Origin of the sequence: Brucella sp. NBRC 14130 (assembly GCF_040371715.1) — a bacterium.
GTDB lineage: Bacteria > Pseudomonadota > Alphaproteobacteria > Rhizobiales > Rhizobiaceae > Brucella > Brucella intermedia.
Map to the genome: position 1 here is coordinate 570938 of NZ_BAABTE010000001.1, position 14953 is coordinate 585890.

A 14953-nucleotide genomic window follows, 5' to 3' on the forward strand; every position below is an offset into this window, starting at 1 on the left:
TTTCAAAGGAACGTCTCATGACCAGAAAGATCGGAGTGGTCGGCTCCAACATGGTGGACCTCATCACCTATGTGAACCGTATGCCCGGCCCCGGCGAAACGCTGGAAGCCCCGACATTTGAAATCGGCTGCGGCGGCAAGGGCGCCAATCAGGCCGTCGCCGCCGCGCGCCTTGGCGCGGATGTGATGATGGTCACGCGGGTGGGCGACGATATTTTCGCCGACAGCACCATCCGCAACCTGAATGAGTTCGGCGTCGATACGCGCCATGTGCGCAAGGTCCCCGGCAAATCGAGCGGCGTAGCCCCAATCTTCGTCGAACCCTCGGGTGAAAACTCGATCCTCATCGTCAAGGGCGCCAATGCCGATCTTCTGCCCGCCGAAGTCGACAAGGCTGCCAACGATCTGAAAGCTTGCGGCCTTATTCTCATGCAGATGGAAGTTCCGGTCGAGACCGTCTATCACACCATCGCCTTTGCTGCAGAAAATGGCATTGAAACCATCCTGAACCCGGCCCCTGCCGCCGCCGATCTCGATCCCGAATTGATCCGGCAGGTGACCTTTCTCGTGCCGAACGAGAGCGAGTTGGCAATCCTCTCCGGCCTGCCGACCGGGACGGACGATGAAATCGTCAGCGCAGCGCGTTCGCTCATCGCGCGTGGCATCCGCACCGTCATCGTTACGCTCGGCGGACGCGGAGCGCGGATGATTACGGCAAGCGAAATCGTCAATATTCCGCCAGTCAAGGTCACGCCGAAGGACACGACTGGCGCAGGCGATGCCTTTATCGGCTCCTTCGCCCGGTTTTACGCCGGGACCGGCGATGTGGAGGCCTCGCTTCGCAAGGCCGCCCTGTATGCGGCCCATTCCATCACCCGGTCCGGCACGCAGAAAGCCTATGCCAGCCAGGAAGAATTCGAAACGTTCTGCCGCGATCACGCCCCCTCGACCGAACGCGCCTGATCGTAACTGAACCCATGAACGGACAATGAAATGACCGAAGCCCTCCCCCGCAATAACGGGACACCGCTCAAGCCGGACTGGTTTGAGGACGTGTCCGTCAATCGCAGCGCCTCCGAGCGCCGCGCCGCCACCATCAGCGCCCGCCGTTCGGTGAAGAAGGAATATCAGGCGGCGTGGCTCATCCGCGCCATCCAGTGCATCGACCTGACGACGCTCGCCGGCGACGATACGGCGGGCCGCGTGCGCAGGCTCTGCGCCAAGGCGCGCCGTCCGGTACGCGAGGATATTCTGGAAGCGCTGGGCCTCGCGGATGCAGGCATCACCACCGGGGCGGTCTGCGTTTATCCGACCATGGTTCCGCACGCCGTGAAAGCGCTTGAAGGTTCCGGCATTCCGGTCGCCTCGGTGGCGACGGGCTTTCCTGCCGGTCTGACCCCCTTGCCGCTGCGCCTTGCCGAAATCACCTATGCGGTGGAACAGGGCGCGCATGAAATCGACATCGTGATTACCCGCGAGCACGTGCTGACGCAGAACTGGTCAGCCCTTTACGACGAGATTGCCGCCATGCGGGAAGCCTGCGGCGATGCGCATATGAAGGCGATCCTCGCCACCGGCGATCTCAACACGCTCACAAATGTCTATCGCGCCTCGATGGTGGCGATGCAGGCGGGTTCGGATTTCATCAAGACCTCGACCGGCAAGGAAGATGTCAACGCCACCTTGCCGGTGAGCCTGACCATGGTGCGGGCGCTGCGCGATTATGGCGCGCTTTCCGGCCAGAGCGTCGGCTTCAAGCCTGCGGGCGGCCTCAAGAGCGCCAAGGATGCGCTCGCCTGGCTCACCCTGATGAAGGAAGAACTCGGCAATCGCTGGCTGGAACCCGATCTGTTCCGCATCGGCGCATCATCGATGCTTGGAGATATCGAACGGCAATTGGAGCACTTCGTGACCGGGCGCTACTCCGCCGCCAACCGTCACGCTGCTGCATAAAGTTTATCGCATTTCTGCGACGCCAAAAGCTCCATTTGGCTGCAAATGCTTAGAGGATTTTCAGAATGCGACCCATCAAGGACATTCTCAAGACCATGGAATACGGACCTTCACCCGAAGCAAACGGCGATGTAAACCTGTGGCTGGAACAGCATGGCCGTTCTTTCGGCCACTATATCAACGGAGCCTTTGTCAAGCCGGAAGGCCGCAAGGCGATCGCCGTCGCCAATCCGGCCAATGGCGACAAGCTCGCAGAAATCACCTGCGGCAACGCGGATGATGTCGATCAGGCGGTAAAGGCCGCCCGCGCCGCTTTCGGCAAATGGTCCAAGCTGTCGGGCTACGAGCGTGCGAAATATCTCTATGCCATCGCGCGCCATATCCAGAAGCGCGAGCGCTTTCTGGCCGTGCTGGAAACCATGGACAATGGCAAGCCGATCCGCGAAACCCGCGATATCGACATTCCGCTCGCCGCCCGCCATTTCTACCATCATGCGGGCTGGACCGAGATGGTGGAGGATGAGTTCAAGGGCTTTTCGCCGGTCGGCGTCTGCGGTCAGGTCATTCCGTGGAATTTCCCGCTTCTCATGCTTGCCTGGAAGATCGCACCCGCTTTGGCCGCCGGTAACACGGTGGTTCTGAAACCTGCCGATCTGACGCCGCTTTCGGCCATTGCCTTTGCTGAGATCTGCCACGAAGTAGGCTTGCCCGCAGGTGTCGTCAACATCGTGCAGGGCGACGGCACCACCGGCGCTGCCATCTGCGGCCACGACGGGGTGGACAAGGTTGCCTTCACCGGCTCGACGCAGGTTGGCCGTGTCATTCGCGAGCAGATCGCAGGTTCGGGCAAAAAACTGTCGCTGGAACTGGGCGGCAAGTCGCCCTTCATCGTTTTTGAAGATGCCGATCTCGATGCCGCGGTCGAGGGCGTCGTTGATGCCATCTGGTTCAATCAGGGCGAAGTGTGCTGCGCCGGATCACGGCTGCTGGTGCAGGAAGGCATTGCCGATCGTTTCTATGCCAAGCTGAAAAAGCGTCTGGAAACGTTGCGGGTCGGCGATCCGCTCGACAAATCGACCGATGTCGGGGCCATCGTCTCGCCCGGTCAGGTGAAGCGTATTTCCGATCTTATCCAGAAGGGCATCGAGGAAGGCGGCGAATTGTGGCAGACGCCGAACCCGCTGCCAGCCAAGGGCAATTACATCGCCCCCGGTTTCTTCACCGAAGTCGATCAGGCCTCGACCGTGTGTCAGGTGGAAATCTTCGGACCGATTGCGGCAGCGACGACCTTCCGCACTCCGGACGAAGCCGTGTCGCTCGCCAACAATACGCGCTACGGGCTGGCCGCCTCGATCTGGTCTGAAAACATCAATGTCGCACTCGATCTTGCGGCGCGGGTAAAGGCCGGTGTCGTCTGGATCAACTGCACCAACATGCTGGATGCCGGAGCCGGTTTCGGCGGCTACCGCGAAAGCGGGTTCGGTCGCGAAGGCGCACGCGAGGGCATGTACGAATATCTTGTCTCCGATTGGGAAAAGGCGCTCTCCCCGGCCAAGGTTGCGGAAGCCTTCGTGCCATCGGCCTCGCCTGCCAGTAACGACAAGGCCGCTATCGACGGTATTAATCGCACGATGAAGAACTATATCGGCGGCAAGCAGGCGCGCCCGGATGGCGGCTACAGCTATTCGGTCATCGGCAAGGGTGGCGCGGTCATAGGTCAGGCCGGGATCGGCAATCGCAAGGACATTCGCAACGCGGTGGAAGCGGCGACAAAGGCCGGAAGCTGGGGCGCAGCAACAGCCCATAACCGGGCGCAGGTGCTCTATTATCTCGGCGAAAACCTTGATGCGCGCCGTGCGGATTTCGTGGCGCGACTGATGGAAAGCACCGGCGTCAACGAGAAAAAGGCGGAAGAGGAATTTGAAACCGCGCTGCGCCGCATCTTCTATTATGCCGCGCAGGCCGACAAGTTCGACGGGGCGGTGCACTCCACCAAGTCGCGCCATGTAACGCTGGCGATGAACGAACCGTGGGGCGTGATGGGCATCGTCTGCCCGGACGAAGCGCCGCTTCTGTCGCTCGTTTCCCTCGTGCTGCCCGCCATCGCCATGGGCAACCGGACCGTCGTCGTGCCTTCCAGCCGCCAGCCGCTGATCGCAGGCGACTTCTATCAGGTGCTCGACACGTCAGATATGCCGGGCGGCGTGGTCAATATCGTCACCGGAGAACGCGACCTTCTGACGAAGACGCTGGCCGAACACGACGATGTTGCGGCTGTCTGGTACTTCGGCTCCCGCGAGGGCAGCGCCATGGTCGAAAAGGCTTCAGCCGGAAACCTCAAGGCCACTTGGGTCATCAACGGTCGCCTGCCCAACTGGCTTAACAAGGCCGAAGGACAGGGTCGTGATTATCTGCGCCGGGCTGTGCAGGTGAAAAATATCTGGGTGCCTTACGGGGCATAGGCCAAGAATAAAAGGCCCGCTTCGGCGGGCCTTTTGCTGGGCATTTACTGCGGCACCCACAAAATGGCGTCGGGATTGATCCCGAGAAGCAACGCCTGCGCGACCGCACGCGCCTTCAACTCTTCGCTTGGCTCCGGCTCGCGCGACAGCACCCAGAAGTAACTGCGCGTAGAGCCGACAATGATCGACCACTGATAGCCGCCTTCATCGATATCCACGATGTTGTAGCCGCCGTAGAACGGCCCGAAGAAGGAAACTTTCAACGCGCCTTCGTCGGAAGACCGAACAAAGCGCGCGGTTCCGGTGGCCTGTGTCCAGCGACCCTTCCACGGATCGAAGCCGCGATTGACCACTTTCACCGTTTGATCGGGATTCAACGAATATTCCGCGGTCGTGCGCGTCAGACCACGCTCGAAACGGTTTTCAAGTCGTCCCACTTCGTACCACTTGCCAAGATAGCGCGTGAGATCGAAGGGTTTAACCGGGACTATTCCCTGTGGAATTTGCGGCGAGCTTGCCCGGGTCAGCGCGTATCCCACGGCCAATCCCGTCAGGCCCAGGGCGAGTTTTCCAAATCTCATCGTCTTCCCTTCCTTTTTCGCATGAAGAGAAAAACCGATGCGGGGACGATTGGTTCCCCACAGGAGGCAGGACGCCCTTTCGCAACGTCATCCAACTGTCACGCAATCCGAATAGAAGCTCCCAAGTCATTTGGATTGCGGGAAAATGTTACAGTCCTCTAATATAAAAGCGGATATTGCCGTTCGGGCTGAGGGGCTGAATCTTGCCTACGGCCCGACCACGATATTGAAAAATATCGATCTTTCACTGCCGCGAGGACAGACGCTCGCGCTGCTCGGGCCGTCCGGTTGCGGCAAGACCACGCTGCTTCGCCTCGTCGCCGGACTGCTCGCCCCCACGAAGGGATCGATCACGATCAACGGCATCACTGTCGCGGATGCCCGGAAGGGCACTTTCGTCCCGCCTGAAAAGCGGCATCTCGGCATGGTATTTCAGGATTATGCGCTGTGGCCGCATATGACCGTTTTCGGCAATGTGTCCTTTCCGCTCGAAATGCGCGGGCTTGGCCGCGCGGAGCGGGAAAAGCGCGTTGCCTCCGCACTCGACCGCGTCGGTCTGGCCGGATTTGGAGAGCGTGCGATCAGCGATATGTCGGGCGGCCAGCAGCAGCGCGTCGCCATTGCCCGCGCCATCGTTGCCGAACCGGGACTGGTATTGTTCGACGAGCCGCTTTCCAACCTCGACCGGGAACTGCGCGAAAACATGGTCACCGAGATCGGGCAGCTTGTCGCCAATCTGGGCCTGACCGCGATCTACGTCACCCACGACCAGAGCGAAGCCTTTTCGCTGGCCGATCAGGTGGCTGTCATGCGCGCCGGTGTGATCGAGCAGCTGGCTTCGCCTGAAGCGCTTGTCGCTGAGCCGACTACACCCGCGGTCGCCGATTTCCTGCGGCTCGGCTGTGTCGTGCCGGTCGAACAGCGCGACAATGCCTACAAGATCGCGCGCACTGAAATCCACATCGCCCAAGGTTCCGCCGCCGGACAGGCAACCCATGTGCTGTTGCCGTCGCGCTCCGTGCGCAGCGTTCCCGTCCATGAAGCCGCAATTCCCGCAACCGTGCTGCGCTCGCAGTTTCGCGGCGACGGCCACCTGACCACGGTGCGCATCGGTTCGCAACAGGACGGTCACGAACTGACTTATCTCGACCATATCCGCCTTTCTCCCGGCGTTCCGGTCGGCATTTCGGTCGATGCCAGCCAGCTGCGCTGGTTTTCGAAATAGGACCATTCCATCAGGCAACATCTCAGGAGAGACAGATGAAAAAATCCATTCTCGGCGCAGGGCTGGCGCTTGTCACCGCCTTGCTGGCCAGCACGGCGGCCCATGCAGACATCACCGTCTATTCGGCTGGTCCCGGCAGCCTGATCGAAAAGCTTGCGGCAGGCTTCACCGCCAAGACCGGCGCGAAGGTCAACGTCTTTCAGGCGACCACCGGCAAGGTCATGGCGCGCATCGAAGCGGAAGCCGCCAATCCGGTTGTCGACGTTCTGATTTCGGCGTCCTGGGACACGGCAACCGACTTCGCCAAGCGCGACTGGCTGGTGGCCTATACCAGCCCGAATGCGGAGAAAGTGCCGGACTTCCTCAAGAATGAAACCGCTGTCGCGGAAGGCGTCTCCGCCCTCGGTATCGCGTGGAACCCGGCGAGCAAGACGCCGAAGCCTGCCGAATGGGCCGATCTCGCCAAGCCCGAATACAAGGATCTGGTCAACCTGCCGGACCCGGCGCAGTCGGGCGCGACTTTCGAGCTCGTTGCCGCCCTTCAGGCCCAGCAGGGCTGGGACCTGTTCAAGAACCTGCATGAAAACGGCGCGGCTGTGGCCGGTGCCAATGCAGAGGCTCTGAACCCCGTCCTTCAGGGCGCCAAGGCCGCCGTGTTCGGTGCCGTCGACTATATCTCGCTTGCCGGCAAGGCGAAGGGCGAATCCATCGACGTCATTTTCCCGGCATCCGGCACAGTGATCGCGCCGCGCCCCGCCATGATCCTCAAATGGTCGAAGAACCAGGATGAGGCCAAGCAGTTCGTCGACTACATGCTTTCCGACGAAGGCCAGAAAATGGTTGCTGACACCTATCTGATGCCTTCGCGCACCGATGTTCCGGCCAACCGCCCGCTGATCGGCGACCTCAAAATCCTGCCGATCGACGCCAAGGAAGTCTACGGCAAGCGCGACGAGACGTTGAAGGAATTCGGCGCCGCCTTCGCAGCCAGCAACTGATATTTGAGGGGCAGACAGACATGAAGACAGGCAGTGCGGCGGCTCGCAATCCGCTCGGTTTCGTTGCGGTTGCCGGGCTCGCTTTCATCGTCGCGGTGCCGTTTGTCTTCATCGTTCTTCAGGCTGTCTTTCCGCAATTGGGGAGAGGCTCGCTGGCCGAGCCTTTCCTGCATCTCCCGGCCCTGTTTGAAGACCCGAAGCTTTTGCGCATGAGCGGCAACACAGTGCTGCTGGGGCTTTCGGTAGTCGTGCTTTCCGCGTTCATCGCCGTTCCGCTCGCCGTTTTCCGCGCGCTCTACAAGGTGCCTTTTGCCGTCCTGTGGGACGTGCTGATGCTCGTGCCTTTCATGATCCCGCCCTATATCGCCACGCTTGGCTGGATCATGACGCTGCAACCGCGCGGCTATCTCGAGCAACTCACCGGTTTCAATCTGGCGCCCTTTCTGTTTTCGGTCGCAGGCATGAGCTTCGTCATGGCGCTGAACACGTTTCCGCTTGTCTATTTTGCGGTATCGCGCACGATCGAAGCGGTCGGCGCACGTTATTCCGATGTCGGTCGCGTGTTCGGCGCCTCGCCGTGGCGCTCCTTCTTCCGCATCACCCTGCCACTGGCGACACCGGGCCTTGCGGCAAGCCTTTTGCTCGTTTTCGCCGCGGCCATCGAGGAATATGGCACCCCGGCAGCCCTTGGACGCCGTTCCGGCTTTGAAGTGCTGGTGACGGAGATCGATCTTCGCATTTCCGACTGGCCCATCGACCTTGCGGGTGCTGCCGTCTTTTCGCTGGCGCTCGTCTGCCTGTCGCTGGCGGCTTTTCTGGTCCAGCGCTGGATATTGACCCGCCGGTCCTATGTGACGACCGGCGGCAAGCCGCAGGCAAAGGACAAGCGTCCACTCGGAGCACTCACCATTCCCGTGGTCGCTCTCTTCGCCCTCGTTGCCTTTGCTGCAACGGGCGTTCCCCTGCTGGCCATTCTGGCGACGGCTCTTTCCAAAACCGTGTCCGGCGGGCTGGTGCCGTCGAACCTCGGCTTCGACAATTTCGCCGCCATTGCCGAAAACAGCGCGGGCGGCATGCGCGCGCTCGTCAACAGCCTGTCGCTCGGCGTCGCAAGCGCCCTCCTGACCGGGCTTCTCGGCGCGGTTGCAGCCTATGCCGTCGTGAAGATGCGTTTTCGCGGGCGCTTCTGGCTCGACATACTGACTGTCCTGCCCAATGCCTTGCCCGGCGTCGTCGTCGCGGTCGGTCTCATTCTGGCCTGGAACCAGCCCGCCCTGCCCGTCTCGCCCTACAACACACCGCTGATCCTGCTGCTTGCCTATTGCTGCATTCTTCTGCCGCAGCCGATCCGCTATGCATCCGCTGCCTTCCACCAGATCGGCGACAATCTGGAAGCTGCGGCGCGTGTGTGCGGTGCAAACAGCTTCACGGCTTTCCGGCGCATCATGCTGCCGCTGATCGCGCCAAGCCTCATAACGGCCATGCTGCTCGTCTTTGCCGTTGCCACGCGAGAACTGGTTGCGTCGATACTGGTCGCTCCGGTCGGCATGCAGACAATCTCGATCTTCATCTGGCGTCAGTTCGAGCAGGGCTCTGTCGGCCTCGGCATGGCCATGGCATTCATCGCCATCCTTATCACCACACTTCTGCCGCTTGTCCTGATGGGCTTGTTGAAGCGCTCCGGCCTCGTTAGAATCTGACCTTCCTTCCCTACGGGACATGCTGCAACAGCAGGGTCGAAATTCCAGCGCCTCGAAAAGCCGGGAGAACCATTTTGACGAAACAAGCCGTTGTCTTGAAAAGAGAAGACTGGGCGAGGCGCGACGATGCGTGGTCCGGCCGCGTCGAAGGCAAGAGATTTGGTACCGATGCGTCGATCATATTCTTCTCGACCGATGTTGTCGGGCATGGTCCCAAACTGCACCGGCACCCTTATGACGAGATTTTCATCGTTCGTCAGGGAAATGCGCTGTTCATGGTCGGCGACGAAAAGATGGAGGTATCAGAAGGCCAGGTTGTATTCGGTCCGGCAAACATACCGCACAAATTCGTCAATCTCGGCCCCGGACGTCTGGAAACAACGGATATTCACGTGAGCCAGCATTTCGAACAGGAAGACCTGGAGTGAAATGAGGGACAACGCCTCACAGCATTTTCGGTAGAATTGGCTTGCCATAGCCGCAAAAGATGATAATTTTAGTCATGTTAACGCGTGATATGTTGGCACATATCCACGAAACACTTCCGGCAGACGAGCCGGAATTTCAACGAAACGCTGCGCACACGGATCGGAACGTTTTGGGCTTCTGGCATTCGATGATCTGGCAAGCCGAAGGCATCCGGGTGGTTGCGCCGGTTCAATGGCGCGTGCTGGATGGGCTGGTGAGCGTCTATTGGGAGGCTGAAAGTCAGACGGGAGCCAACGGCTATTTCCTGTCGCCCGATCCCCGCATCATGATTTTCTTCCAGGATGTTTCGTCCAACATTCGCATATCGAACGACAGCGGTGTCTTTACCCAGCATCACCGCTCCCAGCACCATCGCCCGATGACGCGGGCGATCTACATCCCCGCAGGCGTCCCGATGTGGACGAATACCGTTTCGCTCCACCGCTTTTCACATCTGAACCTGCATTTCCACAAGGACCGGCTGCTCAAGTATCTGAGCCCGACGCTTGGTGCATCCATGGCGATGGCCGCCATGCGCAGCCCGGTGGAAATTCAGGACCTCGGCGCCATAGAAACGCTTGCCCGCCTGATCGTCGACGAGACAGCCAATCCGACGAAACACGGGCTTTATGCTGAAAACCTCATTGGCAGCATTCTGACCGGCCTTCTCGATATACCAGGCGAAGACAACAGGCAGGGTTATGGACGCCTCACCATGGCGCAGATGAACAAGCTCAATGCACGTTTCGACAGTTGCAGCGACCGCCGGTTGAGTGTTGCCGAAATGGCCGCAGCGGTGGGCCTGTCGGAAAGCTGGTTCGCCAATGTCTTCAAGCAGACGACCGGCAAGACACCATTGCAATGGCAGATGGCGAAGCGCATCGATCGGGCGCAGCAATTGCTGTCGGAAAGCGACATGACTGTCGCCGGCATCGCGGCCCAGCTCGGTTTTACCGATCAGGCCCATCTGACCAAGGCTTTCCGGCAGGTCGTTGGTGAAACGCCTGCCGCCTGGCGGCGTTTCCAATCGAAACGGTAGCTGTTCCCGGTTGAGGCTCCGCTGCCTTTACTGGTGGAGCCGCTCACTCACCACGTACGGCGCAGCGTCGCGGTGATCTCCCGGCCCGGATTGTAGAAATCCGCTCCGAAGCCGCCATAGGCGACATATTTCTTGTCGAACAGGTTGCTGACATTGACCTGCAACGCCGAGTTATCGAGAAACTCATAGGTAAACGCGGCGTCGAACACCACATTACCGCTCGTGCCCGACGTATTGTCCGGCGTAAAGTAATAGGCGCCGATATAGCGGCCGCCGACGCCGAACGTCATGTCGCCGCGCCGACCACTGCCCTCAACCTTGTAGTTCGCCCAAAGTGAGGCCAGGTGTTTGGAAACAAACTGCGGACGGTTGCCCTCGTTGCCGCCGGTGCCGTTCTCGACGATCTCCGGGTCCATATAGGAATAGGCCGCGATCAGGCTGAGATTATTGGTCAGTTCCGCCTTGGCCTCCAGATCGATGCCGCGCACGCGGACCTCACCAATGGTCGATGGCTGGAGCGTGATTGGATCGTTGACCGAGATATTGTTCTTGGTCAGGTCGTAAACCGAGGCCGTAAACAGTGCGGGAAATGCGGTCGGCTGATACTTCACGCCGACTTCGATCTGCTCGCCGCGTTCAGGATCGACGCCGATGGCCGGAGGTGCGACCGATTCAGCATAGCTTGTATAGACCGCCAATTCGTCCGTTACCCGGTAGGTAAGGCCGAAACGGCTGGTAAATTCGCTCAGATCGCCATCCGTCGATGTATTGCTGAGACGGTTGGTCTCCGACAGGTCGAGCCAGTCATTGCGCAGGCCCACGCTGGCGATCAGCTTTTCTGCGAATGTCAAATCCTCCTGGAAATAGATTGCCTTGGTCTTCTGCCGGGTCGAAGTATTGCCGATGAGCGGTAGATCGACCGGGGCACCGGTAAAGACCGGGTTGGTCCAGTCTATGCCGGGTGCTGGACCCCAGAGTGTCTTGTTGGTCGCCGAATAGTTATTGTACTCGATGCCCGCCATCGTCCGGCTTTCAAACCGGTCGAAGCTCGTCTCATATTTGAGATTCACATCGCCCACGAAATTCTCGGTTGAGGATTCGTTCCCGAAGAAATCACGCCGGGCAATCGTTGAGCCATCGGTCGGCGTCGCAGAAATATAGGCATAGCCGAAATCGGTATCCTGATTGCTGTAACGTCCGTTTGCGCCCAACGTCAGGCCATTGCCGAAGTCATGATCGAACATGGCGCTGACGGTATTCCGGTCGGTGCCGCGATAGTTGAAGTCAGGCTCTCCAAAAAAGCGGCTTCTGCTGAAATTGGTGCCGACCGGATGGCCCCCGCTTCCGGGCACGCCATTACGGTGAAGATGATCGAAAATCACCGTCAGATTGGTCGCATCGCTCGGACGCCAGGTCAGACCGCCCATGATGAACTTTTCATCATCGCGCGAATAATCATATTCGGCATCGGCATCCTTGAACTTGCCGGTAAGGCGATAGGAAAGCCCTTCATCGCCGGTCAAATTATCGCCGAAATCGAAGCCGACCTCCTTATGATTGAAGGACCCGCCCGTAACATAGGCTTCGCCGAAGCGCTCCGTTTTCGGCCGCTTGGTCACATAGTTGACCATGCCGCCGGGATCGGAAACACCGAAGGCCGTGGAACTGGCGCCTTTCAGCACTTCGATACGTTCGAATGCATAGGGCTCCTCCCGCACACCGCCAAAGGGGCGGCCAAGCGTAAGCCCGTCGCGATAGGTGTTAGCGTCGAAGCCGCGTATCTGGAAGAAGTCGAACCGATCATCCGATCCGTAGAAATTGGTGGACACGCCTGCCGTATATTGCAGAACCTGCTCGACAGTCTGGGCGTTACGTTCCTGCATTTCCTTGGCAGTGATCACCGATACGGAAGCTGCCGTGTCCATGATATCCGCCGCCATCTTGCCGCCGCCGGTTGTGCGCGTTGCGACGATTGATTTGGAATCGTCGTCGCTTCCGCCGGAGCCATTGACCGTGATGGTCTTGAGCACCGTGGTCGTTTCCGCCTTTGCCGCCTGCTGCGCCGAAGCCAGCCCCGGCATGGATACGACCAGCGCCATACACCCCAGAAGAATCGCCCTGCGGTAGCGGACGCGGGTGATCTTCTTCGTCTCAGCAGTCATTTCAGTGTCCATGGTCAGGTCCGATATGCAGTTTGCGGCGATCGCCTTCGGCGACGGTTTTCAAATCGTGGGGATGTTGGCCAGCCTTGCGATCCCAGCCTTTCAAAGACCGGGCGCGCCCGGTCATCGAGACTGTCGGTAAACTGAAGTTGTCCCCGGATCGCCACTAACTTGATAAGCATTGTCCAGTATTGTAGAAAACTGCTTTTTTGTAGGAAGTCACGGTTAATTCGCAACAGCCTTATCGAGGCGCATGCTTCGGCCTTGACGTGATGGTCTTAACTTGACAGTGAAAGGCCACTTTACATGCAAGGAGAATGCGCCGGATGACGTGGTCCATTCGCTCTCTATTTTTCGCTGCCCTGGCCTCATTTGCGATCACTGCGCCGCAAAGCGCACAGGCCAGCGCAAAAGCGACTTATCCGATTGTTATCAAACATGCCTTTGGCACGACGACAATCGAGAAAAAGCCGGAGCGGATCGTGACTGTCGCGTGGGCAAATCATGAGGTTCCTCTTGCGCTCGGCGTGGTGCCGGTCGGTTTTGCGCGCGCCAATTTCGGTGATGACGACAATGACGGACTGTTGCCCTGGGTGGCGGCAAAGTTGAAGGAACTTAGCGCGGATACACCGGTTCTCTTCGACGAAGGCGACGGGATCGATTTCGAGGCCGTGGCGGAAACGCGGCCCGATGTCATCCTTGCATCCTATTCCGGCCTCAGCCAGTCGGACTACGATACGCTCAGCCAGATCGCTCCGGTTGTCGCCTATCCGGAAGCGCCATGGTCCACCGACTGGCGCGACATGATCCGCCTCAACAGCGCTGGCATGGGCATGGCGGAAGAAGGCGAAGCGCTGATCGCAAGGATCGAAGCGGAAATTGCCGATACAGTCAGCCAGTATCCGCGCCTCAAGGGCAAGTCGGCCATGTTCGTCACCCATCTCGACACGACGGACCTGAGCACGGTCAATTTCTACACTACCAACGATACGCGTGTCAGATTCTTCAACGACCTCGGCCTGACTTCGCCCAAAAGCGTGGTCGACGCCTCCAAACCGGGTCAGTTCTCCGGCTCCATCAGCGCCGAGCGTGTCGACATGTTCGATGACGTCGACATCGTCGTGACCTATGGCAGCCACGAATTGCTGGACGCGATGAAGCGCAATCCGCTTCTCGCCAGAATGCCGGTCGTGGAAAACAACGCGGTGGTGATGCTGGGCAGAAACCCGCTTGGAACAGCGGCCAATCCCACACCGCTTTCCATCTCCTGGGTTCTGAAGGACTATGTCGCCCTTCTCGCCGGTGCGATTGATAAAGCAAAATGACCGTCGCCCGCATCCGGCGTTCAAGTCAGCCAACCACCATATATCGGTCCAATAGAGCGAGGACCGGCTGGCTCGGCGCGGTCGTCTTTCTTCTCGTGATCCTTTGCGTTCTATCCGTGTCGCTCGGCACGCGCGAAGTACCGTGGTCAGACATTGTTGCCGCGTTGCGGGGTCATATGGACACCGTCGGACAGGCCGCTGTCGCCATGCGCATTCCGCGCACCCTGCTGGCGCTTCTCGCGGGTGCCGCGCTCGGGCTGGCAGGCGCAATCATGCAGGGCATCACCCGTAATCCGCTGGCGGACCCCGGTATTCTGGGCGTCAATATGGGCGCGTCGCTCGCCGTCGTGATCGGCGTCGCCTGGTTCAACATCGTCTCGGCATCTGCCTATATCTGGGCTGCCATATTCGGCGCCGGTTGCGCCTCCGTCTTCGTCTATGCGGTTGGATCGCTTGGGCGCGGCGGCGCGACACCGCTCAAGCTCGCGCTGGCCGGCGCAGCCACGTCGGTCGCTTTTTCCTCGCTGGTCATCGCCGTGGTTCTGCCGCGCAACGATATCGCTGGCGGCATCCGCGCCTGGCAAATCGGCGGCGTCGGCGGAGCAACCTTCGACCGGCTTTCATATGTGCTTCCCTTTCTCGCTGTCGGCTTCATCGTCAGCCTTCTATCGGCACGCAAGCTGAACTCGCTGGCACTTGGCGATGAACTAGCCGCCGGGCTGGGTGAAAATGTCGTCCTTGCACGCGCCATTGCGGCGCTCGGCGCAATCCTCCTCTGCGGCGCGACGACCGCCATCTGCGGTCCCATCGGATTCGTGGGGCTGGTCGTACCGCATCTCTGTCGCTTGCTGGTCGGGGTCGATCACCGCTGGCTGTTGCCATTCTCGGCCCTCAGTGGAGCATGTCTCCTGCTCGCCGCCGATATTGTCGGGCGGCTGATTGCCCGCCCTGCCGAACTCGATGTCGGGATCGTCACCGCGCTCATCGGTGCGCCATTCTTCATCTGGATCGTCAGGCGCCAACGGGTTCGCGAGCTGTGAG

At 59.9% G+C, this 14953-nt stretch carries 12 protein-coding genes; 10 read left to right on the forward strand and 2 right to left on the reverse strand.

The features are described from left to right. Positions 1–17 precede the first annotated feature (17 nt). The 3 genes from rbsK to ABWW28_RS02790 all read left to right on the forward strand — a co-directional run bounded on the left by rbsK (position 18) and on the right by ABWW28_RS02790 (position 4414). Positions 18–962: a ribokinase gene (rbsK, locus tag ABWW28_RS02780; protein ID WP_025092120.1), complete on the forward strand. Its 945-nt coding sequence runs from the start codon at positions 18–20 to the stop codon at positions 960–962. A gap of 30 nt (positions 963–992) precedes the next feature. After that, entirely contained in the window at positions 993–1952 is a 960-nt protein-coding gene (deoC, locus tag ABWW28_RS02785) for a deoxyribose-phosphate aldolase (RefSeq protein WP_006468299.1), read from the forward strand. A gap of 65 nt (positions 1953–2017) precedes the next feature. Further along, positions 2018–4414: an aldehyde dehydrogenase family protein gene (locus tag ABWW28_RS02790; protein WP_025092121.1), complete on the forward strand. Its 2397-nt coding sequence runs from the start codon at positions 2018–2020 to the stop codon at positions 4412–4414. A 44-nt stretch (positions 4415–4458) separates the two neighbouring features. Here the strand turns inward: ABWW28_RS02790 and ABWW28_RS02795 are convergent, their stop codons facing one another. Beyond that, positions 4459–4995 (reverse strand): lipocalin family protein, encoded by a 537-nt coding sequence (locus tag ABWW28_RS02795; protein WP_025092122.1) that lies wholly within the window; start codon positions 4993–4995, stop codon positions 4459–4461. A gap of 145 nt (positions 4996–5140) precedes the next feature. Here ABWW28_RS02795 and ABWW28_RS02800 point away from each other — a divergent pair, with 145 nt between their 5' ends. From ABWW28_RS02800 to ABWW28_RS02820, 5 genes are all read left to right on the forward strand, one after another. Further along, a complete protein-coding gene (locus ABWW28_RS02800; protein WP_025092123.1) occupies positions 5141–6220 on the forward strand; it encodes an ABC transporter ATP-binding protein in 1080 nt (359 codons plus the stop codon). 35 nt (positions 6221–6255) lie between these two features. Further along, the gene (locus tag ABWW28_RS02805; RefSeq protein ID WP_025092124.1) at positions 6256–7218 is read left to right on the forward strand and encodes an ABC transporter substrate-binding protein; all 963 of its coding nucleotides are present in this window, start codon (positions 6256–6258) and stop codon (positions 7216–7218) included. A 20-nt stretch (positions 7219–7238) separates the two neighbouring features. Further along, a complete protein-coding gene (locus ABWW28_RS02810; RefSeq protein ID WP_025092125.1) occupies positions 7239–8918 on the forward strand; it encodes an ABC transporter permease in 1680 nt (559 codons plus the stop codon). Between the two features lie 74 nt (positions 8919–8992). Further along, positions 8993–9346 (forward strand): cupin domain-containing protein, encoded by a 354-nt coding sequence (locus ABWW28_RS02815; RefSeq protein WP_021585440.1) that lies wholly within the window; start codon positions 8993–8995, stop codon positions 9344–9346. A gap of 170 nt (positions 9347–9516) precedes the next feature. Further along, complete coding sequence (locus ABWW28_RS02820; protein WP_198518222.1) at positions 9517–10425, forward strand: helix-turn-helix domain-containing protein; 909 nt, start codon at positions 9517–9519, stop codon at positions 10423–10425. Positions 10426–10472: 47 nt separating this feature from the next. Here ABWW28_RS02820 and ABWW28_RS02825 read toward each other — a convergent pair whose 3' ends face one another. Then, entirely contained in the window at positions 10473–12599 is a 2127-nt protein-coding gene (locus tag ABWW28_RS02825) for a TonB-dependent siderophore receptor (RefSeq protein WP_025092127.1), read from the reverse strand. Positions 12600–12913: 314 nt separating this feature from the next. Here ABWW28_RS02825 and ABWW28_RS02830 point away from each other — a divergent pair, with 314 nt between their 5' ends. After that, positions 12914–13912, forward strand: coding sequence for an iron-siderophore ABC transporter substrate-binding protein (locus ABWW28_RS02830; RefSeq protein ID WP_025092128.1), 999 nt, complete (start codon positions 12914–12916; stop codon positions 13910–13912). Further along, positions 13909–14952, forward strand: a complete 1044-nt coding sequence (locus tag ABWW28_RS02835; RefSeq protein ID WP_025092129.1) for a FecCD family ABC transporter permease — start codon at positions 13909–13911, stop codon at positions 14950–14952. Before ABWW28_RS02830 ends, ABWW28_RS02835 begins: the two co-directional genes overlap by 4 nt. Position 14953: the final 1 nt, after the last annotated feature.